Origin of the sequence: Pusillimonas sp., assembly GCF_044464525.1 — a bacterium.
GTDB lineage: Bacteria > Pseudomonadota > Gammaproteobacteria > Burkholderiales > Burkholderiaceae_B > Pusillimonas.
In genome coordinates, this window is the sequence record NZ_JBIQLE010000011.1 from 21,412 (window position 1) to 43,509 (window position 22,098).

Sequence of the window (22,098 nt, forward strand, 5' to 3'; positions counted from 1 at the left end):
GAGACTAACCAATACTCCAAGCTTGGATCACAAGAACAAGCTAGGAGACAGGTATGAAAATCACGGTTAAATTGGCGGCGGGTGCTGTGGCCGCGGCCCTGCTTGCCCTGGCCGGCATGGCGGCGGCGCAGGTTTCTGTGGGCGTGGTGGTCAGCACCACGGGCCCGGGCGCGGTGCTGGGTATTCCTTATCGCAATGTCTTCGACATTCTTCCCAAGGAAATCGCCGGCGAACCTGTGCAGTACATCGTGCTGGATGATGCGTCGGACGTCACTACGGGCGTGCGCAACGCCAAAAAACTGATCGAAGAGAACAAGGTCGATGTCCTGGTGGGTTCCAACTCGGTTCCCGTTACCCGCGCCATGATGCAAACCGCTGTCGAATCGCAGCTTCCGGTAATTGCGCTCAGTCCCATGCAGCTTGATGGAGCCGAGCATCCCTGGGCGTTTGGCGTGCCCCAGCCCATGCCCCTGATGATGGGCGCGGTGCTCGAGCACATGAAGCAGAACGGCGTTCAGAAGGTGGGCTACGTTGGCTTTGCCGACGCCTGGGGCGAGGCGGTGCACAAGACGCTGGATTCCCAGGATGTGGTCGAGGGGCTGGAGCTGACCAGCAACGAGCGCTATCAGCGCAATGACGTCAGCCTTACCACCCAGGCGCTGAAAATCATTGCGGGCAAGCCCGATGCGGTCGTGGTGGGCGGGTCGGGTGCGCCGGGCGCGTTGCCCCATATCGCATTGAGTGAAAGAGGCTACAAGGGCACGGTGTACAACACCCATGGTTCAGTCAGCGGCGATTTCATCCGCATTGGCGGCGCCCATGCCGAAGGGGCCGTGGCGCCCACCGGCCCCTATCTGTTCGCCGGCCAGTTGGCCGACGACAACCCGATCAAGCCTGTGGCGGCCAAGTATCTGGCCATGTATGACGAGGCCTATGGCGCGAGCGCCCGCAGCCCTTTTGCGGGCTACGCCTTCGATACCTATCTGCTTTTGCAGGCGGCCCTGCCCAAGGCGCTGGAAGCGGCTTTGCCGGGTACGCCGGAGTTTCGCCAAGCACTGAGGGATTCGTTGGAAAACAATGTGAAGGACGTGGTCGGCACTCAGGGTGTCTACACCATGACGCCTCAGGATCATAACGGGCTGGACCATCGGGCGCGCGTGCTGGTGCAAGTGAAGGACGGCAAGTGGGCGCTTATGAACGACTGACGCGGTGACGCGGCTGCGGCGGACGCTCCAGGCGGGTTGCCGCTTCGTGCCGGATCAGTTCGACCATGTATTCGGCGGCCGGGGTCAGTGCGCGCGAACGCCGGGACACCAGCGTCAGTTCGCGCCGCCAGTATAGCCAGGGCAGGCTCAGGCGCTGGATGAGGCCGGCCTGCTCTTCGGCGGCAAAAACCTCCAACGGGAGAAAGCCGATGAAGTTCTGGCGGGTAATAAGCGCCTTGGACAGCACGGTGGAGCTGGTTTCCACTTGGGGCTCCAATGCTTGAAGGCCGCGCTGCTGAAAAAGGTGGTCGAGCTGATCGCGCAGCACGCCGGGCGGCGGCACCAATACCCACCCGTATTCATGCAGCGCTTCGTCGGGGAAGCTGTCGAGTTTGGCAAGGGGGTGGTCGGCGCCTACGCAGGCCACGAACAGATTGCTGCCAAGCGGCTCGCATCGCAAGTCGGTGGCCAGGGCTTCGGCCGGAGTGGGAGAGCTGATGATGAAGTCGAGTTCGCCCAGTCGCAGCCGTGGTATCAGCGATTGGAACAAGCCTTCGCTGACGCGAAAATGCAGCTTCGGGCGTTGTTGGCAGGCCAGCTCCACCATGTCGGGAATGAAGCCATGGTTGAGGGTGGGAGGCACGCCCATGGAAACCGAGCCGGTACGCACGCCGCTCATTTCCTGCAGGACGCTGCGGGTGGCATCCAGTTCGTACAGTATGAGGCTGGCGCGCTGCACCAGGATGCGGCCCATTTCAGTGGGATTGACGCCGCGGGCGTTGCGGTCCAGAAGCCGGGCGCCGGCGATTTGCTCCAGCCTGCGGATGGCCTTGCTAAGCGCCGGCTGGGAGACCCCCAGGTGTTTCGCGGCCTGGGCGATGCTGCCGAATCGGCAGATTTCAATGAAATATTCGAGGTCTGTGGGTTGGAAACTGCGCATTTTCATGGCCTGCTGGATTTTTTACGCGGTTGTACATTATTGCAACAGAGGTAGTGATGTTAGTAGAACAGATAGAGAATAAATGGGTGGATTGTTTTCGCCGCGTCTTCCAGATGTGCGAGCTGCGACGGGGAGACCGTGTCGCCATTCTGTCCGAGACGTTGTCGCGACCGGTCAACGTAAAGCTGGCCGAGCTTGCCTTGCTTGATCTGGAGGCGCAGGTCTTTCATGTGGTGCTGCCCACGCCGCGCCTGAAGGACCCCGTGGCGGTGCGGTCGACGGGCAGTTCGCCGGCCATCCAGGGCAATGAATCGGTCATTGCCGCGCTATGCACAAGCACCATGGTGGTCGATTGCACGGTAGAGGGCCTGCTGCATTCACGCGAGCTCAAGGCCATACTTTCCGGCGGGGCGCGCCTGATGATGATCAGCAACGAGCACCCGGAAATTCTCGAGCGCCTGATGCCCGATCCGGCCCTGCGGGAAAAGGTGGCGCTGGGCGTTGAGATGTTGGACCAGGCCTCGCGCATGCGCGTGCGCTCGGACGCGGGCACTGATCTGGCCATCAATCTTGTCAATGCCCCGGCCCGGGGCTCGGCGGGCTTTGTGACCGAACCTGGCAAGGTGTCGTATTGGCCGGGCGGGCTGTGTTTGTGCTTTCCCCCTCGACAAAGTGTAAATGGCGTGGTCGTGCTGGACGTGGGCGATGTCAACCTCACCTTCAAGCGCTATCTTGAAAGCCGGGTCGTGCTGACCATAGAAGACGATTTTGTCGTCGACATCGCCGGAAGCGGCCTGGATGCCGAGCTGATGAAGAGCTATTTTGCGGCCTGGAACGACCGCAATGCCTATGGCGTTTCTCATGTGGGCTGGGGCATGAACCCGGCGGCGCGCTGGGACTCTCTGGTCATGTACGACAAGCACGACACCAACGGCACCGAGCTGCGCGCCTTCGCCGGCAATTTCCTGATTTCCACCGGCGCCAACGAGCATGCTGACCGCTACACCAACGGCCATTTCGACCTGCCGCTGCGCCATTGCAGCATCGAACTGGACGACAAGACGATAGTTTCCCGGGGCCGATTGATGGAGCCGCTGGCATGAGGGCGCCCGCTGTGGAGCACGAGGCTGTCCATGGCCGCACCCCGGGCCATCCCCGCATCGCCTATGCGCAGTGCGGCGCAGGCGACGAGACGCTGATCTTCCTGCATGGCATAGGCGGCAATAAAGACAACTGGGCCGAGCAGCTGCGCTACTTTGCCGGCGTGGGCTACAGGGCCGTGGCCTGGGACGCCCGCGGCTATGGCGACTCCGATGACTACGAGGGGGATTTTCGGTTCGAGGACGTCAGCGCCGACATGCTTCGGCTGCTTGACGACCTGGGTGTGCGCCGTGCGCATTTCGTGGGCCTGTCCATGGGCGGCCGCATACTGATGGATTTTGCCTGGCGCCACGGCTCGCGTGTGCGCAGCCTGATCATGTGCGGCTCGTTTCCCAGTTTCGGCAAGGCGTTGAGCCAGGCGCAGCGCGAAGAGTATCTGCGCCTTAGGCGCGAGCCTTTGCTGGCGGGACGCAGCTTGCGGCAGCTTGCTCCCGAATTGATCGCATCGCTGGCGGGGCCTGACGTGCAACCTGAAGTATACGAAGCGCTGCACGCCAGCATTTGCCGTTTGCGGCCGCAGTCTTACTTGAAGGCGCTCGAGGCTGCGGCTTATTTCGACCGCAGCGACGAGATTGGCTCCATTACCGCCCCAACGCTGCTGTTGTACGCCGAAAACGACAGGCTGACTCCGCCCCGGATGGGGCACGAGGTTCAGGCCATGATGCCCAGGGCCACGCTGCGCATTTTGCCGCGCTGCGGCCATCTGATGAATCTCGAGGCCGGCGGGCTTTTCAATGAGGCGGTTCACGCCTTCCTACGCGACGAGGTGGCAAGCGCTGACCGCCCCATCGATGAACTGAAGCAGGAGAAACAATGAATAAGGTTCCGGTATTGATTGCGGGCGGCGCTTCGGTCGGCCTGTCCATGGCGGCCGAACTGGGCTGGCGCGGGGTGCCGTGCCTGCTGGTCGAGCAGCGGCCCGAGGTGAATCCGCATCCGCGCGCCAACGCGGTGGGCAATAGGACCATGGAGTATTTTCGTCGCTGGGGCGTTGACGAAAAGCTGTTCAACAAAGGCATTCCGGCCGACTATCCGGCGGACTACCACTGGGTGTCCAGCATGCATGGCCGCACTTTGCACCGGATTTCGATGCTGTCCTACGAACAGCTTATACAGGCGCGCAATAGTGGGGTGGCCGACCCAATGGCCGAGATGTATTGGTCGCCTTATTTGAAGACCATCGTCGGCCAGCAGCATGTCGAGTACGCATTGAAGGATTACGTGCAGACGCTGGATTGCGTGGACAGCCGCTTTGGCTGGGCTTTGCGCGACTTCGAGCAGGATGAGGACGGCGTGACGGCACGCATCGAGTGCCTGGAAACGGGGCGGGTCGAGCAGGTGCGCAGCCGCTTCCTGGTGGGCTGCGATGGCGGGCGCTCTTTGGTGCGCACCCGGCTTGACGTGCCGATGTCGGGCCGAAGCAATATGGCGCGTTTCGTGTCCATCTATTTTCGCTGCCCAGGGTTCATGCAGGCCCATGATTTCGATCATGGCAATATCTATTTCCCATTGCGCAAGGAGTACGCCGGCTTTCTCTTGAACTGGGACGGCGGCAGCTTGTGGACATATCATCTTATCTTGCCGGAAGGCAAAGAATGGAATGAGATCGATCCGGCGGGCGCCGTCTGGGCCTTGCTGGGCAAGCAAGAGCCTTTGGAGGTCATCGAAGTTCAGCCCTGGACCGCGCACGCGCTCACGGCTGATCAGTACCGTGTGGGAAATGTGTTCCTGGCGGGCGACGCGGCCCACAAGTTTTCTCCCACCGGGGGGCTGGGCATGAACACGGGCGTGGGCGATGCCGTGGAGCTGGGCTGGAAGCTCGAGGCCGTGATCAAGGGCTGGGCGCCCGCGCAGTTGCTCGACACCTACCATACTGAACGGCATCCCGTGGGCGTGCGCAACACCATGGAGGCTGCCGATAATTTCGACAAGCTCTATTCGGTGATGCAGTACGGGCCTGAACTGGATGCGGACGACGACGCGGGCGAGGCGCTGCGCCGGACCCTCGGCGAAGAGTTGCAGCGCCAGGAAAAAATCCTGGCCTCGTCGGGCGTTTTACTTGGGTATCGATACAACGATACGCCGATCTGCATCCCTGATGGCTCGCCCGAGCCGCTCGACGATCCGCGCCGCTACGTGCCCACCGCTCGGCCGGGACACCGTGCGCCCCATGTCTGGCTTACGCCTGAAACTTCCATACTCGATCTATTCGGGCCGGGCTTCACTCTGCTTGATTTCAGTGGGTGCAACGCGGGCAGTGGCTGGACACAGCATGCCGACTCGATGGGCGTGCCGCTTGCGGTAAGGGAAATCGATCATGCGGGCGCCAAAGATTTATACGGCGCTGAACTGGTGTTGGTGCGTCCCGACATGATGGTGTCCTGGCGCGGCGGTGTCGGCGCGGACGCTGCCGAGGTTTTGCGAACAGCAAGCGGCCGTTCTTTGCAGCCGGAAACCGCCTGAGCCTGACCATTGGCCGGTGCTTCCGAAGCACCGGCCAGTGCGGCTATGGCTTGGCAAACGCATCGGCATATTCCTGCCGCAATGCGTTTTTTTGCACCTTGCCCATGGTGTTGCGAGGCAGTTCGTCGACCAGCACGATCTTTTTCGGCACCTTGAAGTTGGCCAGGCTGGTCTTGAGGCTTGCCTGCAGGGCTTGCAGGTCGGGTGTTGATCCGGCACGCGGCACGATGACCGCCATGACGGCCTCGCCGAAATCGGCGTGAGGCACGCCGATGACCGCCGACTCTTGCACGCCGGGTGCCTCGTCGATGATCAGCTCGATCTCTTTGGGGTAGACGTTGTATCCGCCGGAGATGATCAGGTCTTTGCTACGGCCCACAATGCTTAGATAGTCGGCGGGCATGTCTTCACCACCGAGCGCACCGACGTCGCCGGTGCGAAACCAGCCGTCCGCGGTGAACTCTTCGCGGGTTTTCTCGGGCATGCGCCAATAACCTGAAAAGACATTGGGGCCGCGTACCTGCACGTGGCCGGGCTGGCCGGTTTTCAAGGGTTGGTCGTCGTCATCCACCACGCGTACCGAGACCCCCGGCAAGGCGCGCCCCACGGTGCCGGGTATGCGCCGGCCAAGCGCGGGGTCGTAGGGGTTGGACGTGAGCATGACGGTTTCGCTCATGCCGTAGCGTTCGAGTATGGGCATGCCGATGCGCGCCTCGAACTGGCGGAAGGTGTCCACCAACAACGGCGCCGAGCCCGAGACGAAGAGCCGCATTTTGGTGCACAGGTCTTTGGTGAAGCCCGGCTCTGAAAGCAGGCGCACATAGTGGGTTGGCACGCCCATCATTACGGTGCAGCGGGGCAGGTAGTGCAGCGCTTGCTCGGCGTCGAGCCTGGGCAGCCAGATCATCGTGGCGCCGGCAAGCAAGGCGCCGTGTGCGGCCACGAAGAGGCCATGCACGTGGAAAATGGGCAGAATATGAAGCAACACATCGTCGCTGCGCCAGCCCCAATATTGGTGCAGCGTTTGCGCATTGGATGACAGGTTGCGATGAGAAAGCATGGCGCCCTTGCTGCGGCCCGTTGTGCCTGATGTGTACAGGATCGCAGCCAGGTCGTCCGCCTCGCGCGCCAGGGTGTCGAATTCCGGGCTGTGGTTTTGGGCAGCTGACATCAGGCTGCCATTGCCATCAGCGTCCAGGGTCAGTACCTGCAAGGCGCCGCATTGCCGTGCCAGGGGTTCGCACCACGGCTGGGACGCCGGTGCACACACCACCACAGCCGGTTCGGCATCGTTAAGAAAATAGCTGATCTCGCCTTCGCGGTAGGCGGTGTTCAGCGGCAGATACACCAGGCCGGCACGTAGCGTGGCCAGATAGAGCATCAAGGCCTCGGGCGACTTATCCACCTGCACCGCCACCCGTGAGCCCAGCGGTATCTGGTATGAACGCAGCAGGTTGGCGATGCGGCCGCTGATGGCGTCGATGTCGGCCCAGCTATAGGTGCGGGCGGGTGTCTCTATGGCGACTGCGTTGCGATCTTGTGGAAACCCCGCTTCGAGCACGGAGTAGAGATTCTCGTTATGTTTCAAGACAATGTCCTTTAAAGCCTATTGATTGGCCTGTTATAGCTTTTGCACGGCGCGCGCCACTCGTGGCGTACCGGCTTCCAATTGAGCCCGGTTCGCGTCAAGCTGTTCCGGCTCGTATAGATAGTTCACCATCATGCCGCAAGATTGCTTGCGGCCCTTGACCGATAGGTCGGCCTTCCAATTGAGCCGTTCGATCCGGGCGCCGTTCCCCAGATGGAAGCGGGCCACGGCATCCAGGGGTTGGCCGTCTTGCAGTTGAGTCAGGTAGCGAGCCGCCAGGCGCAGACCACAACGCTGCAGCGGTTCGGATGCATCTGAATCGACAGCCTCTTGTAGCCGCTGACGCCACGACACAGCGGTTGCGCCATTTTCACTGGCGGCCTGATTGGCAAGCGGGCCGAGCAAGCTCTTGATATCCGCTTCGGATTGCTGGTCGAGCCACTTGGTAAAGCCTGGTATAGGCGACAACGTGGCGAAGGACTTGAGCTTGGGCAGTTCGCGGTTCAGTTCTTCAATCACCCGTTTGAGCAGGAAGTTGCCAAAGCTGATGCCTCGCAGGCCGGGCTGTGTGGTCGAGATGGAGTAAAAGATCGCCCAGCGCGCCTTGTGCAGCGGATCGACGGGCTGAGCCGGGTCGAGCAGGGTTTGTACGTCGGCCACCATATTTTCTGCGAACGCCACCTCGACGAAAATAAGCGGCACGTTGCTCATGCGAGGATGGAAGAACGCATAGCAACGCCGGTCGGCGGCAACACGTCGCCGCATGTCTTCCCATGAGCGAATCTCGTGCACCGCTTCGTATTGAATGAGTTTTTCGAGCAGGGACGCGGGCGAATCCCAATTGATGTGGCGCAGTTCCAGCATGCCCACGTCGAACCAATTGGACAGCAAATACGCAAGAGGCTCTTCCAGGCTTGCCAGGTTGGCTTCGTGCTTGCGCCAACGAATCATGTCGGCGCGTAGCTGCACCATCAACTCAAGGCTGTCGCTTTGCGCGTACAGACGCCGAAACAGCCGGGCCGCGGTTTCTTCGAGCGGCCCGGCGGTTTCGGCGCCGGCCTGCGCCAGGGCCGTCAGCATGGAGCGTCGCTGATCTTCTTCGCCATGGCGGTAGAGCTTTGCCCATTCCCGGGCAAGTTGATTGGCTGCTTCGTCCTTCGGAGAGGCCAGGTAAAGCGACCGAAGCTGCTGCGGTTCGGGAAGCGGGCTGCGCTCGAACCAGCGGCTGAGCCGCCCGAGCAGGCCGTCGAATCGATTGGTATCGGCCGCTGCGGCCTGCCCGTTTGAGTCGGTCTGTGGTTCCTTGCGGTGGGCCTGGGAGGCCCCGGGTTTGGACAACACCATGCTTAGGCTCCTATTTGGTTGCAGCCGACGATTGGCCGTTGGAATCGCTTTGCGGCGGGGAATCTTGTTCGGACAGCTCGCGCAGGGCGTCGAGCTGGTTCAAAAGGTGGGCGCGTGTGACGGCTTCGGCCTGCGCGGGGTCGCGCGCCTTGAGCGCCTGGAAGATCGCCATGTGTTCGGCGCAGGACTCGTCGATGCGCCCTGGATGCTTCAGGCTGCGGTGACGGAACAGGCTGAGCACCCGGCGCAGGTTGTCGATCAGGTCGGACAGCCAGCGGTTGGCGGCCAGGTCCTGGATGGCGGTGTGGATGTGGACGTTGGCGGCGTAATACTGGTTCACGTCGCCCTGCTTGGCGAACCGCTGCAGTTCGGCATGCATGGGCTCGAGCCTGGCCAGGTCGCTGTCTGTGGCTTTGGTCGCGGCTTCGTAGGCGCAGCGGCCTTCGAGCATGGCCATCAACGGGAAGATCTCTTCCAGATCTTGCGCGGTAAGTTCGTTTACAAAGCAGCCGCGCCGGGGCTTCATGTGGAGCAGGCCTTCGGCCACGAGCACTTTCAGGGCTTCGCGCAGCGGCGTGCGGGATATGCCCAGCGACGCAGTCAGGCTGACTTCGTCCACCCACTGGCCGGGTTCCAGCTCGCCTTTTTGGATCATGTCGCGCAAACGGTCGGCGACTTCCTGGTAGAGGCCTTTTTGTTCGATGCGGATGACCATGGCTTTGGCCTCTGTAATTAATAATGAATAATTATAGAGGCGTTGAAGAAAGAATCAAAGGTAAGAATTAGGTGATGGACGGGTTGCTTTAAATACGAGCCTCCAGTTGAGATCACGTATAAGCGTTTGTGAATCTTTGTGCTGTGAAATCAGCACGCAGATAGGGCGGTTTTTTGAGTTCTTATGGTCGGGTGGGGGGCGGCCTATAGGCCGCCCCCCACCCTGGCGTCGTAGATGCGGTGAGGGTTGCGTGAACAGGGGCGCGGGCCGTGCATTTACCCAGGTCTTACTTGAGGAATTCTTCCGTCAGCATGGCCCAGTAAGCCGCCCCGATGGGCAGGTTCTGGTCGTTGAAGTCATAGCCTGGGTTATGCACTTCGCAGCCGCCCGGCATGCCGCCTTCGCCGTTGCCGATGAACAGATAGCAGCCGGGGCGCTTTTCGAGCATGAAGGCGAAGTCTTCGCTGGCGGTCAGGGCATCGCATTGCGGGTCGACGTTGTCTTCGCCCACCAGCTTGCGGCCGATCTGGCGTGCAAACTCGGTTTCGTCGGGGGTATTGACCAGCACAGAGTAGCCCTGCCGATAGTCCACGTCGGCTTGTACACCGAAAGATTGGGCCTGTGCCTGGACAATCTCCTTGATGCGCTGCTCTATCAAAAGCCGTAGTTCCCGTGAGAGCGAACGCACGCTTAGTTCCAGGCGGGCACTGTTGGGAATTACGTTGTTGGCCTTGCCGGCCTGCACGGACGCCACGGTGACGACGCCGGTATCTTGAGGATCGGCGTTACGTGAAATAACGGTTTGCAGGGCCATGATGATGCTTGCCGCGGCGACGACCGGGTCAACGGCCAACTGCGGCATGGCGCTGTGGCCGCCCTTGCCGGTGAGCGTGATGGTGACATAATCGGACGAGGCCATGGCCGCGCCTTCGCGAAACAGCAGGCGCCCTTGTTTGACGCCCGGCATATTGTGCATGGCGAAGATGGCGTCGCAGGGATACTTCTCGAACAGGCCGTCTTCGATCATGCGCTTGGCGCCCCCCAGGCTTTCTTCAGCAGGCTGGAAGATGAGGTTCAACGTGCCTGAAAACTTGCCGTGCTCGGCCAGGTACTGGGCGGCGGCCAGCAGCATGGTGGTATGGCCGTCGTGGCCGCAAGCGTGCATGACGCCGGGATGGCGGCTGGCGTAGGGCAGGCCGGTTTCTTCCTGGATGGGCAAGGCGTCCATGTCGGCGCGTATGCCCAGGCTGCGGCTGCCGTCGCCCCGCTTCAAGCGCCCCACCACGCCGGTTTCGCCCAGGCCTCGCTCCACCTCGTAGCCCCACTCTTCAAGGCGCTTTGCCACCAGCTCGCTGGTGCGGAACTCTTCGAAGCCCAGTTCGGGGTGCCGGTGGATGTCGTGGCGCACGGCGGCGATGTCGTCGGCCTGCCGGCTCATGTGTTCCAGATAGCTTTGTGGTTGCGTGATCATGAATTAACCTTGAAAACAAAAATCGCGCCCCGGCGCCGATGCCAACAGCTTGGCGGTGTAGGCGTGCCGGGGCGTGTTGAAGACTTCTTGCGTACCGCCTTGCTCGACGACTTCGCCTTGATGCATGACGATGATGCTGTCGCAAATCTGGCTGGCGACGCGCAGGTCGTGGGTGATGAACAATATGCCCAGCGACAGCCGCTTCTGGATGTCGGCAAGTAATTCCAGAATCTGCGCCTGAACGGATACGTCAAGCGCCGACACGGCCTCGTCAGCGATCAGCACCTTGGCTTCGCAGGCCAGTGCCCGGGCAATTGAGATGCGCTGGCGTTGGCCGCCCGAGAATTCGCTGGGATAGCGATGAAGAGCTTCGGGGCTCAGGCGTACGAGATGCATTAATTCCTGGGCTCGACGCCAGGCTTGGTCGCGCGGCACGCCGAAGTTGATCGGCCCTTCGATGATCGAAGCGCCAACCGTCTGGCGCGGGTTCAGCGAACGATAAGGGTCCTGGAAGACAACTTGAACGTGGCGCCTAAAAGGCGAAAGCTGTCGATGGCCGGCGTGGGCCATCGACCGGCCAAGCGCAAGAATATCGCCGGACGAAGGCTCGATCAGGCGAGCGATGCAGCGCGCGATTGTCGACTTCCCCGAACCTGATTCGCCAACGATGCCCACGGTTTCGCCCGGTCGCACCGACAGCGAAACATCATGCGCTGCGCGTACTTCACGGCGCTTGGCAGGCCAGCTTCCCGTGCGGTAGGTTTTTGAAACGCCATGTGCCGCCAGCAATGGCTCGGCATGGGGTATGGCGGGCCGGGCAGAGGGCGTCATCGACGGCACGGCCTTCAGAAGCATCTGGGTATAGGGCTTGCCGGGCCGGGTTAGCACCTGCGTCTTCGAGCCCGACTCGATCATGGAGCCCAGTTGCATCACTGCAACCTCGTCGGCGATTTCGGCCACCACGCCGAAGTCGTGCGTAATGAACAGCACGGCGGTCTCGCTTTCGCGCTGCAAGGTCAGGATCAGTTTCAGTATCTCGGCCTGGGTCGTGACATCCAGCGCCGTGGTGGGTTCGTCGCAGATAAGCAGGGCGGGCTTCAGAATCAAGGCCATGGCGATGACAATGCGTTGCCGCTGGCCGCCCGAAAGCTGATGCGGATACGAGGCGAAGATGCGTTCGGGCTCTGGAAGCCGGACGCGCGCGAAGATTTCCAAAATAGCTTGACGCTGTTGGGAGGAATTCAGCGCGGTGTGCTGCTTGAGCAGTTCCGCAACCTGCGCGCCGCAGCTCATCGTGGGGTTCAAGGCCGTCATGGGTTCTTGAAAAACCATGGCCATGGCCGTGCCTCGAAGCCGGCGCAGCTGCTCTTGGGAGGCGTTGAATAGTTCTTTGCCCTGAAGCTTGATCGACCCGCTGCTGAGCCCAAGCTGCTTGGGAAGCAGGCCCATTACAGCGTTGGCGATTACCGATTTCCCCGACCCCGATTCACCCACCAGGCACAGTATCTTGCCCGGCGAAACCTCAAAGGAAATGTCTTCGACCGCATGGGGGCGGTCTGCCCCGCCGGGAAGGCTGATGGTCAGGTTTCGTACGCTGAGGACGGGTGTGTCGCCTGAGGCGATGGTGCTGGCGTTCATGGCTTAGCCCTCTCTTTTATGGAGCTTGGGATCGAGGGTGTCGCGCAGGCCGTCGCCCAGCACGTTCACAGCCAGAACCGTCAGTGCCAGGAATATGCCCGGCAATAGCACGTTGTGGGGAAACTCGTTGAACTGGGCGCGTCCCTCGGACATGATGTTGCCCCAGGTGGCCATATCGGTGGGCAGCCCCACGCCCAGGAACGACAGTATGGCTTCAACCAGGATGGCTGCGGCGCACACGTAGGTTCCTTGTACGATCAGCGGCGCGATGGCATTGGGCAATATGTGCTTGAAAAGAATCTTCCAGATGGGCGTGTCCAGCGCGATGGCCGCTTCAACATATGGCTCTTCGCGTATCGTCAGAACCACCGAGCGCACCAGGCGCGCCACGCGGGGAATCTCGGGTATTGCGATGGCAATGACCACCGTCGTTACCGTGCCGCCGAACAAGGCCACCAGGCAGATCGCGAACAATATGCCGGGTATGGCCATCAGGCCGTCCATCAGGCGCATGATGAGGCCGTCTACGCTGCGAAAGTAGCCGGCCAGCAAGCCGATCAGCATGCCCAGGACCAGGGCCAGCACTGCAACGGCGATACCTATGGTGATGGAGATTCGCGCGCCATACACCGTGCGGCTCCAGATATCTCGGCCAAGCGCGTCCGAGCCCATCAGGAAAAAATGTTGAAAGGTATCGCCGGCCAGGCTCATGAATTCGCCGGAGGCCAAGGGCAGCATGTTGCCGCTGGCCGGGTCTATGGCGTTGGGGTCGATGGTGCCCAGCCAAGGCGCCAGCACCGCCATGAGAATCAGCAACAGCAATACGCCGCCCCCGATGCGCACCGATCCGTTGCGCATTGCCTTGGCCAGGGCCCGCCGCCTATCCGGCGAGGACGATGCTGCGGTTTCAGGCAGCGCCATGGATGTTTCGTGGTTCATGATGGTTTCAGCCATAACATTGCGCGGAATTTAGTAGCGGATGCGCGGATCGAGCACCAGATAGCTCAGGTCGACCAACAGGTTGATGAATACATAGATCACGGAAAAGAAAAGAATGATGCCCTGTATAAGAGGGAAATCGCGCGACAGCACGGCGTCGACGGTAAGCTGTCCCAGGCCCGGAATGGCGAACACGGTTTCCGTCACGACTACGCCGCCGATAAGCAGGGCGATGCCGATGCCGATGACCGTAACGATGGGCACGGCTGCGTTGGCCAGGCCGTGCCGGATCAAGACCCGGGCTTCAGAAATACCCTTGGCGCGTGCGGTGCGGATATAGTCCTCGGTCATGGCTTCGGCTACGGCGGCGCGCGTGACACGGGCGATCAGGGCCACGTAGATGATGGACAACGCAATCGAAGGCAGGACCAGGTGTCTTAGCCAGGGAAGAATTCCATTTTCTAGGCGCGAATAGCCTTGCACCGGCAGCCATTGCAAATGAAGCGAAAACAGCCAGATCAGTATGTAGCCCAGCACAAAGGCGGGGATCGAAAAACCCAACACCGAAAACCCCATCAGAGTGCGGTCAAGCCAGCCCCCGTGGCGCCATGCGGCCAGTACGCCCAAGGGTACAGAGATCATTACTGCCAGGACCAGCGTCAGGGCGGCCAGTGACAAAGTGGGCTCGATACGTTGGGCAATCAGCTTGGACACGGGGATCTTCATGAAGAAAGATTCACCCAGGTTGCCCTGGACAAGCTGGCCCACCCATCGCACGAACTGTACCGGCATGGAGTCATCAAGCCCCAATGAAGCTCGCACCATCGCTATGTCGTGCGCAGTGCCGCTGTTGCCCACGATGGCGGCGGCCGGGTCGCCGGGCGCCAGGCGCAGCATGAAAAATACGATGAGCGCGACGATGATCAGCACGGGAACAGTCGCAAGTATCCGGCGCAAGAAAAATGCAAGCATGGCGGTCTCGAGGAAGGGGGCGGTAAAGAAGGCGGGCGAGCGCGCACGGGTTGCCCCGCATGCGCAGGGCAACCCGTATCTGCCTTAAGGCAGCTCTTTCTTGATGTTCCAGAACACGTTGACCGGGGCCTTTACCAGCCCGCTGATCACCCCCTTGCGCACTCCGGTGTAGGTAAGGGCTTCACCCAGCGGGCCATACAAGCCGGTTTCCAAAACCTGTTGCTGAATCTGCTGTGCCAGTTCCTTACGCTTGCCATCATCCATGGCGGTCAGGAATTCGGTTTTCAGTTGTTCCAGCTTCTCGTCGGTCGCCCAGCCGAACCAGCCTTTCTCGCCATTGCCTGTCATGGGAGCAAAATACAGCGGATTCATGGTGTCGGAAGCGCCCCAGCCGGTGACGAAGACGTTCCAGCCACCGTCGTTGGGCAGGTTCTTGCTGGCGCGGCGCGTAACCAGGCTTGGCCAATCCATGGACTGCATATCAACGTTGAACCCGCCCTGCTTCAGAAGTTGCGCCAGCACGGGAGGAAACTTGTTAAGCAAGGAGAAGTCGGACGGGTTCATCAGAACGATGGGCTCGTTGTTGTAGCCGGCCTCTTTCAGCAGTTGCTTGGATTTCTCGAACTGAGGCTTGCCTGTGAAAGAGCCGGTGTCGCCCGAGCCGAACTCTGAATCGCACGGATAGATCGAGGCGCAGGCGTTGTAAAGATCTTTGTTGATCAGTTGTGCGCGCATGAGCGCTTCCTGGTTCAACGACAGAAGCGCGGCCTGAGCGATTTTGGGGTTGTCGAATGGCGGCACGAAATGGTTGAGGTGCATGGCATACATGCCCTTGGGCACTGGGGCCACCAGCTCTACATTGGGGTTGGCCTTTAGGGCTGCATACTGCTCGGCAGGCACCCATGACACGATGTCGATTTCGCCGTTGGCCAGCGCATTGGCCTGGGTTTGCGCATCTTTGATGATCACCCACTCGACACGGTCAATGTATACGTGCTTGCCGCCGGCCGTGCCGGAGGCAGGCTCGTCGCGCGCAGTGTACTTGTCGTGCTTGACGTATACGGCTTTTTCGCCGGGGCGGAACTCGTCGGCCTTGAAGACGTATGGGCCCGAACCCACTGTACTGGATATCTGTTCGCTGGCGGGTGTTTTGGCCACTTCCTCGGGCATGATGAAGGGCGGGTTGGAGGACGGCTTGGCCAAGGCATCAAGCACCATGCCAAAAGGCTTGTTGAAGTGCAGGTTGATGGTTTTGTCGTCGGCGGCTTCGATCTTGTCCAGCACGGCGAACATTTTTTGGCCCAGCCCGTCTCGTTGACTCCAGCGCTTCAGCGACTGAACCACATCAGCGGCAGTAACCGGCTTGTCGTCATGGAAAACCAGCCCTTCGCGCAGGGTCAGCGTCCAGTTAAGGCCGTCGGCATCAGAGCTGTAGGTGTCCACCATTTGCGGCTTTACTTTGCCGTCGCTGTCGATGCCGAACAAAGTGTCGTAAACCATGTAGCCATGGTCGCGTGTGACGAAAGCCGTGGTCCAGATAGGGTCGAGCACCTTCAGGTCGGCCTGGGGCACCATGCGCAATACGTTCTGGCTGTCTTGCGCCCAGGCCATGGCGGTTGCACTTGCCAGGGCGATCGCGGCTGTCAGCCGCAGCAGCTTGGTTTTCATTTTTTTGTCTCCTCGAGGGGTGACGCCGTAGGGTGCTACTTGGCGTCGGTAAGTGGCGTTGGTTGGGGGGAAATGGAATCGAGCGGCCGAAGGAACACTTCGGTGGCGCGCTGAGTGTCTTCGTGCAGAGCGTAAAGCTGCTTCAGGCAGTACTTGAGCGTTTCCGCTTCGGCCTCGGAGAGAACGCTCATCATGTTGGCTTCCATGTGCCGGCCGATAACGTCGGCCGTTTTTACTTTTTCAATGCCTTCGTTGGTCAGATACAGGTTGGTCTGGCGCGCATCCTGAGGGTCGATGGCCCGCAACACCAGCTTGCGCTTCACCAGCGCCGCAAGCGCCTTGGAAGTGAGGGTTTTTTCTATGTGGGTCTGCTCGACCAGACGCGTGACTGTCATGCCCGGCTGGGTGGCGATGAAACGCATCAGGCGTAATTCGCGCAGCGACAACCCCACTTTTTGCTCATACACATCGGAAGCAATGGCCTTGGCGCGCTCGTTGACCACGTCGATCTTGAACGTGACGTAGTCCATCTTGATGTCAAGGGGCTTTGGCGTGCTGGGTCTGGTCATTGTGTGCAATCGGCAATAGTTGAAATATGCAACTAAATTGAAGAGTGCCACAGCCCGATAATGGGGAATATGGGTGTTTACACGGGGGTTGCCTGTGCCGTGTGGGAAAAAAGCCGGCGCAACCGGCAAAAAAGGAGGCGCCCCATGGAACGCCTCCTTGTTTCATTGATAATTGCAGGCCCGCCCCAGGCGCGCTCAAGGGCGCGGGGGGCGGCGTGCCGCGGTTGCTAGCGATACAGCGATTCTACATAGTCGGCGCCGATGCCGACCTTTTCGTAATGGTCCTTACAGAGCTTGATGTAGTCGTGCACATCAAAGTAGCCGTCGGCATTGCCGTCTTCGTCCAGCCAGATCAGCGGCCCTTTGACGACAAAGAAGGTGCGCATGGGCTCATCGTGCTCGTAGGCCACCAGCGTGTGGCCTTCGCCCGGGGTTTCGTAGATGAAGTCGCCGGCGGTGGCCGTCCAATCGTGCTCAAGGTATCCCCACTTGCCCGAGATGGTGTAGGCGAACACCTCGTGCGGATGATAGTGGCGATTCACCAGGCCGGCGGACTTGGCCATCAGGATGTCGGCCCATTTGTTTTGCGAGGGCGAAATCCACAACGGACGAGAGGAAACCGTTTCACTGAATGGTACGTAGTACCGCTCATCTTCGGTCGGCGCATTCGAGATGTAGGTTTCTTTCTTGGCATCGGCCTTGAATACGTTGGCGATGGGCTTGAGATCTTTCCAGAATTCGGTGATAGCTTTTTCAGCCATGGCAGTCTCCTTAGAACGGAAATATGAAAGTTTGCTAAAGTCTACTGTGCTCTTTGCGGCATTTTTTGCTTGAAACGGACATTAAACTTGTCTTTACCGGACATGCATCCATACTCGGACACGCGTGCCGCAGCTAACGGCTTGTTCCAGCATAGCAGCCATGAATACCTATCCCAGCACCGCCTATACCCAATGGTCGACAGACGACGTCGCAGTTGCAGACCGTATCGATTACTGGAACGACAAGAACACCTCTGTACTCGTCGGTTTGCGCAGCTCGTCGTTCGACGACGACGGATTGCGCGCAGCGCAAACCAATTACGACCTGGGCGGCCTGCGCCTGGCGGACATCAGCGGGAACCGGCACGTTATCGAGCGCAACAGCGAAATGGTCAGGCGCCACCCCAAGCCGGCGATTTTTGCCAGCCTGGTGTTGAAAAGCAAAGGCTTTTTTTATCAGGGCGGTGACTGCCATATGCTCGAGCCCGGCGACCTGATCCTATACGACATCCAGCGGCCTTACGCGATAGGTTTCAACGATAGTATGCGGCAACTGCTGTTCGATTTGCCATCAGACTTCCTGTGCGATCAGTTGCCGCCCAATGCGCTGGCTCGGCCGATCAAGATCGACGGCCGACAGGGCGCGGGGCGGGTACTGGCCATGAGCTTGCGGCAGCGTTCGACCGACTTCATCGGTCGGCCCCATTACGCCGACGCCCCTGCCCTGCGTGCCGAGGTTCATGCCGTATTGCAAACCCTGGTGTCGGACCATCTTGCGGGCAAACCGGGCACGGGCCTTAGCGTTTCATATCTGGCGGCAGCTCGTGCATATATTGCGCGGAATCTGCATAAGCCCCAGCTGGACGGATCACAGGTTGCCGCCGCACTGGGTGTTTCGTCGCGGCACTTGAGCCGGCTTTTTGCGGCCGAGGGCGCCACACCCACTGAATACATAAGGGCATGCCGATTACGCGCAGCCCGTGTCGATCTGGCCGACCCGGGGCTTGCCCACCTTAGCGTGGCTGTCATTGCCTTCAAATGGGGTTTTGTCAGCCAGGCGCACTTTTCGCGCGTGTTTCGGCAGCACTATGGAATGACCCCCACACAAGCGCGCGACCGCAATTGCTAGGCTGCCCTGCTGTGGTCTTGTCTTTATCGGCTGTCATGCAATGCGCCGGCCTTAAGACTTAAGACGTACTGACGGTAATCGCCGGCGTGCGCAGCGCCAGCAAAGCGAGACAGGCGACGAGCAGGCCGATGCAGGCGCAGAAGGCCAGCAAAGCCTGGGTCAGCCCAATGTGGTCGGCCAGCCAACCCATGCCCAGCACCGGCAGGATGCTGCCCAGGTAGGCGATCATCATGTAGGTGGAAAGCAGCACCGAGCGCTGATGCGGGGGCGCCACTTTGTTGACCACGCTGATTCCCCCCAAATTGCAAAGCCCATGGCCAAGTGCGGTGGTCAACACGCTGGAGATAAACAATAGCGGGGACGTAGTGGTGGTATTGAGCGAGAGCAAAATGTTGGCCAGCAACAGCGACAACAAGCCCCAGATGACCACCCGTTTTGTGGCCCATGGCCGGGCCACGAACTGAAAGGCGGCCGACAGGAACAGGATGATCCCGATCGATAGCCCGCTAACCGCCGGCCCGTGCCAGGGCACCATGCGGTCCATGAAGCTGGGCGCCAGAGAGGCGTACAGGCTGAACATGCCGAAGGCGCTGAAGGCGGCCAAGCTGCCGATCAGGTAGGGTCGGATCAGCGGCCGTGCCGGCAGGGCTAGCGCGGGCAGCCACCGGCGCCAACCCTGGGCCGTGGAAGTGACCGGCTTGCTGTGGATGTTGAGGCGGAACAAGGCATATGTGGCCAGGATTCCCAATACGATGGAGGGTATGTAAGAGCTAATGAGCGGATAAGGTGTCCACTGGGCAATCAGCCCGCCCACCACCGGGCCAAGCCCGAAGCCAAAAGCCAGGGTAAGGCTGATCGCCGCAGCGGCTCGTTGGCTGTTGCTGCCCTTGCTAAGCTGCGTCAACCCTAACGACGCCGAAGGAACGATCATTCCCGAGGCCAGGCCGATGAGGATGCGGCTGAAGGTAAAGCTAAGCGCGTCCCATGCCAAGGCCGAAACCGTAATGCCCACTGTGACCAGGATGATGCCGGTGCGCAGGACAGGCAAAAAACCGTAGCGGTCGGATAGGCGGCCCAGGAACAGCAGCGTGGCCAGGGCGGCAACCATGTAGGCCACGTACAGTTGGGCGATCTGGCTGGGGTCAAGGCTCCAGGCTTCTTGATACAGCGGGTACAGCGGACTGGCCAGTGCCGTGCCCATGACGCCGACACACATCGCTATGCATACCCACAAATAAGAACGATCGCTGCTGGGTATGTTCTTGGTGTTCATGAAAAGCGCTGCGTCCTTCTGTGTATTGCCTAGCTTGTACGAGGTTACCCAGCCATGCCAGGGGAGCCAAAAGTATATAGAGAGGGAAAGTCTCGCACAAATATGGGGGGCCGGCCTGACACGCCCCTGAATGAAAACCGGCTCCAAGCCTGGGGCAGAGAGCCGGTTTTTTCACGAGTTGCCCGAACCAGGGCTTCTCAGGTTATTGAGAGTTGCGAACTACATTTTGCACTGCTGGTAGTAGGCGTCTTTGTGGTCGTCGAAGACGACGCCCGTGGCAGCCAGTTCAACCTTGCCATCATCGCCTTTGACGACTTCGACACGATACCAGTCGGTAATGGGGAAATGGTTGTTGTTGTATGAAAAATCGCCACGCACGGAGTCGAAGTCGGCAGCTTCCAGAGCCTTGCGCACAGCGTCTTTGTCTTGCAGGTTGCCGTCGAGCTTTTTAATGGCCGAAGCGATAAGGTTGGCGGCATCATACGATTGGGCCGCATACAGCGAGGGCGAGCGGTTGTATTTTTTCTCGAAGGCTTCCACGAACTGCTTGTTCTGCGCGTTGTCGAGGTTGGGCGCATAAGGCGCATGCGTGATGACCCCGAGGGCGATATCCTGAAGCGCGGGCAAAGTGGAGCCGTCGACCGTGCTGGCGGAAATTAGCGGCACCTTGCCCAGCAAGCCCGCCTGGCGGTACTGCTTCACAAAGTTGACGCCCATTCCGCCGGGATAAAACACATAGACTGCGTCGGGGTTGGCCTGTTGCAGCTGGGCGATTTCGACGGAATAGTCCATTTGGCCAATTTGGGTATAGACCTCGTCGATCACCTCGCCATCATAGAAACGCTTGAATCCCTCCAGCGCGTCTTTGCCGGCCTGGTAGTTGGGCGCCATGATGTACATTTTTTTGTAGCCCTCGTTGGTAGCGATCTGGCCACCGCCTTCATGCAATTGGTCGTTGTTCCACGAGGTGGAGAAGAAATACGGCGAGCATTCGGCGCCCGACATGGGCGAGGGGCCCGCGTTGGAGCCGATCAGGAATGTTTTGGAATCGAGGATGGGAGTGCGCGCCGCCATCATGACGTTGGAAAAAATGATGCCGGTGACAAAATCGACCTTGTCGTTGTTGACCAGCTTGCGTGCAATCTGTACGCCCAACTCGGGTTTGAGCTGATCATCTTCAATGATGACGTTGACGTCTTGTCCGCCCAGTTTGCCGCCGTTTTGCTCGACGGCCAGCATGAAGCCGTCGCGCTGGTCGTGGCCCAGCGCAGCGCCGCCGCCAGACAAGGTGGTGATAAGGCCGATCTTGACCTCGGCCTGTGCCGCCCCGCCCGCAAAGCCCAGGGCAATGGCGGAAGCAAGGACCAGTTTCTTAATGTGTGTCATGTCTCTTCCTTTGTTTGGTTAATGTAGGTGTCCAGTAACGTCAGGATACAAGAGTAAGCGGAAAAGGGAAAAGGGGATTGTGCGGGCGAGTGAAGCTAGGCCGGTCCATGGGCGTGGCGGCCAGGGTGCACCGCTTTGCAATTTGGACAAACCCTGAGGTCGGGGTTTTCATAGAAGTTTTCGAACAGCGGGGGAAGGTCGGCCACGATGCTTTTGAGCTGAACCTCGACCCTATGCACCAGATGGTTGCATTCAAGGCAATACCATTCGAAGCCGTCCAGCAGCTTTTCGGGGCGCTGGCGCTCGATGACCAGGCAGCGGCTGTCCGGCTCGGGGCGTTGCGGCGAGTGTCTTACGTGCGGCGCCATCAGATACATGTCGCCTTCGCGCAGCTCGATGCGCTCGCGCTTGCCATCGTTCATGATGTTCAGATAGGCGTTGCCCTTGAACTGATAGAAAAACTCTTCAAGCGGATCGTCGTGAAAGTCGGTGCGATGGTTGGGGCCGCCCACCACGGTGACAATAAAATCGGCGTCTTCCCATATCTGCTGGTTGCCGACCGGCGGCTTGAGCAGATGATCGTTGTCCTCGAGCCAGCGCTTGAAGTTGAGGGGGTGTCCATATTTGAACATGGCATTCTCCTTGATCGGGTCTTTTATTTTTATGGCGGCGGCATGGCGATGGAGCCTGGATTTTTCAGTATAGGCATCCTTGCATTCAGCATAAAGCGAAATGGAATGGTTTGACCATCACCGGTTGGCGCGGGATGGCTTTGGTGGGGGCCGCAGGCGCATTAGCTATATTCCCATGAATATAGCGCATACATTGAAATAATTGGACATGAGCCACGTTGAACGAAGACGGATGTCGTCCGGA

At 60.1% G+C, this 22,098-nt stretch carries 19 protein-coding genes; 5 read left to right on the forward strand and 14 right to left on the reverse strand.

Going from position 1 to position 22,098, the window contains the following annotated elements; genetic code table 11:
• Positions 1-53 precede the first annotated feature (53 nt).
• Positions 54-1,205, forward strand: coding sequence for an ABC transporter substrate-binding protein (locus tag ACIY1O_RS08005; RefSeq protein ID WP_397474566.1), 1,152 nt, complete (start codon positions 54-56; stop codon positions 1,203-1,205).
• Here ACIY1O_RS08005 and ACIY1O_RS08010 read toward each other — a convergent pair.
• A complete protein-coding gene (locus ACIY1O_RS08010; RefSeq protein WP_397474567.1) occupies positions 1,192-2,145 on the reverse strand; it encodes a LysR family transcriptional regulator in 954 nt (317 codons plus the stop codon). The genes ACIY1O_RS08005 and ACIY1O_RS08010 overlap by 14 nt on opposite strands.
• Positions 2,146-2,201: 56 nt before the next feature.
• Between ACIY1O_RS08010 and ACIY1O_RS08015 the strand changes: the two genes are divergently transcribed.
• The 3 genes from ACIY1O_RS08015 to ACIY1O_RS08025 are packed head-to-tail and all read left to right on the forward strand — an operon-like array spanning position 2,202 to position 5,769.
• Complete coding sequence (locus ACIY1O_RS08015) at positions 2,202-3,248, forward strand: 2,5-dihydroxypyridine 5,6-dioxygenase NicX family protein (RefSeq protein ID WP_397474568.1); 1,047 nt, start codon at positions 2,202-2,204, stop codon at positions 3,246-3,248.
• On the forward strand, positions 3,245-4,123 hold the full coding sequence (locus tag ACIY1O_RS08020) for an alpha/beta fold hydrolase (protein ID WP_397474569.1): 879 nt from the start codon (positions 3,245-3,247) through the stop codon (positions 4,121-4,123). Before ACIY1O_RS08015 ends, ACIY1O_RS08020 begins: the two co-directional genes overlap by 4 nt.
• Positions 4,120-5,769 (forward strand): FAD-dependent monooxygenase, encoded by a 1,650-nt coding sequence (locus ACIY1O_RS08025; RefSeq protein WP_397474570.1) that lies wholly within the window; start codon positions 4,120-4,122, stop codon positions 5,767-5,769. Before ACIY1O_RS08020 ends, ACIY1O_RS08025 begins: the two co-directional genes overlap by 4 nt.
• A gap of 43 nt (positions 5,770-5,812) precedes the next feature.
• On the opposite strand, the gene ACIY1O_RS08030 is transcribed toward ACIY1O_RS08025, so the two are convergent.
• The 10 genes from ACIY1O_RS08030 to ACIY1O_RS08075 all read right to left on the reverse strand — a co-directional run bounded on the left by ACIY1O_RS08030 (position 5,813) and on the right by ACIY1O_RS08075 (position 17,434).
• Positions 5,813-7,357: a malonate--CoA ligase gene (locus ACIY1O_RS08030; protein WP_397474571.1), complete on the reverse strand. Its 1,545-nt coding sequence runs from the start codon at positions 7,355-7,357 to the stop codon at positions 5,813-5,815.
• 33 nt (positions 7,358-7,390) lie between these two features.
• On the reverse strand, positions 7,391-8,701 hold the full coding sequence (locus ACIY1O_RS08035; RefSeq protein ID WP_397474572.1) for a malonyl-CoA decarboxylase domain-containing protein: 1,311 nt from the start codon (positions 8,699-8,701) through the stop codon (positions 7,391-7,393).
• Between the two features lie 10 nt (positions 8,702-8,711).
• A complete protein-coding gene (locus ACIY1O_RS08040; protein ID WP_397474573.1) occupies positions 8,712-9,416 on the reverse strand; it encodes a GntR family transcriptional regulator in 705 nt (234 codons plus the stop codon).
• A gap of 286 nt (positions 9,417-9,702) precedes the next feature.
• Positions 9,703-10,887, reverse strand: a complete 1,185-nt coding sequence (locus ACIY1O_RS08045; RefSeq protein ID WP_397474574.1) for a M20 aminoacylase family protein — start codon at positions 10,885-10,887, stop codon at positions 9,703-9,705.
• A gap of 3 nt (positions 10,888-10,890) precedes the next feature.
• Positions 10,891-12,525 (reverse strand): ABC transporter ATP-binding protein, encoded by a 1,635-nt coding sequence (locus tag ACIY1O_RS08050; RefSeq protein WP_397474575.1) that lies wholly within the window; start codon positions 12,523-12,525, stop codon positions 10,891-10,893.
• Between the two features lie 3 nt (positions 12,526-12,528).
• Positions 12,529-13,464: an ABC transporter permease gene (locus ACIY1O_RS08055; RefSeq protein ID WP_397474576.1), complete on the reverse strand. Its 936-nt coding sequence runs from the start codon at positions 13,462-13,464 to the stop codon at positions 12,529-12,531.
• A gap of 30 nt (positions 13,465-13,494) precedes the next feature.
• Positions 13,495-14,436 carry an ABC transporter permease gene (locus ACIY1O_RS08060; protein ID WP_397474577.1) on the reverse strand — a complete coding sequence of 314 codons (942 nt, stop codon included), beginning with the start codon at positions 14,434-14,436 and terminating at the stop codon, positions 13,495-13,497.
• Between the two features lie 84 nt (positions 14,437-14,520).
• Positions 14,521-16,104: an ABC transporter substrate-binding protein gene (locus ACIY1O_RS08065; RefSeq protein WP_397474578.1), complete on the reverse strand. Its 1,584-nt coding sequence runs from the start codon at positions 16,102-16,104 to the stop codon at positions 14,521-14,523.
• Positions 16,105-16,139: 35 nt separating this feature from the next.
• Positions 16,140-16,673 (reverse strand): MarR family winged helix-turn-helix transcriptional regulator, encoded by a 534-nt coding sequence (locus ACIY1O_RS08070; RefSeq protein ID WP_397474579.1) that lies wholly within the window; start codon positions 16,671-16,673, stop codon positions 16,140-16,142.
• A gap of 227 nt (positions 16,674-16,900) precedes the next feature.
• Complete coding sequence (locus tag ACIY1O_RS08075; RefSeq protein ID WP_397474580.1) at positions 16,901-17,434, reverse strand: 2,4'-dihydroxyacetophenone dioxygenase family protein; 534 nt, start codon at positions 17,432-17,434, stop codon at positions 16,901-16,903.
• Between the two features lie 160 nt (positions 17,435-17,594).
• Here ACIY1O_RS08075 and ACIY1O_RS08080 point away from each other — a divergent pair, with 160 nt between their 5' ends.
• Positions 17,595-18,563, forward strand: coding sequence for a helix-turn-helix domain-containing protein (locus ACIY1O_RS08080; RefSeq protein WP_397474581.1), 969 nt, complete (start codon positions 17,595-17,597; stop codon positions 18,561-18,563).
• 58 nt (positions 18,564-18,621) lie between these two features.
• On the opposite strand, the gene ACIY1O_RS08085 is transcribed toward ACIY1O_RS08080, so the two are convergent.
• From ACIY1O_RS08085 to ACIY1O_RS08095, 3 genes are all read right to left on the reverse strand, one after another.
• A complete protein-coding gene (locus tag ACIY1O_RS08085; protein ID WP_487047369.1) occupies positions 18,622-19,836 on the reverse strand; it encodes an MFS transporter in 1,215 nt (404 codons plus the stop codon).
• A gap of 219 nt (positions 19,837-20,055) precedes the next feature.
• Positions 20,056-21,222, reverse strand: a complete 1,167-nt coding sequence (locus ACIY1O_RS08090; RefSeq protein ID WP_397474582.1) for an ABC transporter substrate-binding protein — start codon at positions 21,220-21,222, stop codon at positions 20,056-20,058.
• 95 nt (positions 21,223-21,317) lie between these two features.
• Positions 21,318-21,854 (reverse strand): 3-hydroxyanthranilate 3,4-dioxygenase, encoded by a 537-nt coding sequence (locus ACIY1O_RS08095; protein WP_397474583.1) that lies wholly within the window; start codon positions 21,852-21,854, stop codon positions 21,318-21,320.
• Positions 21,855-22,098 lie beyond the last annotated feature (244 nt).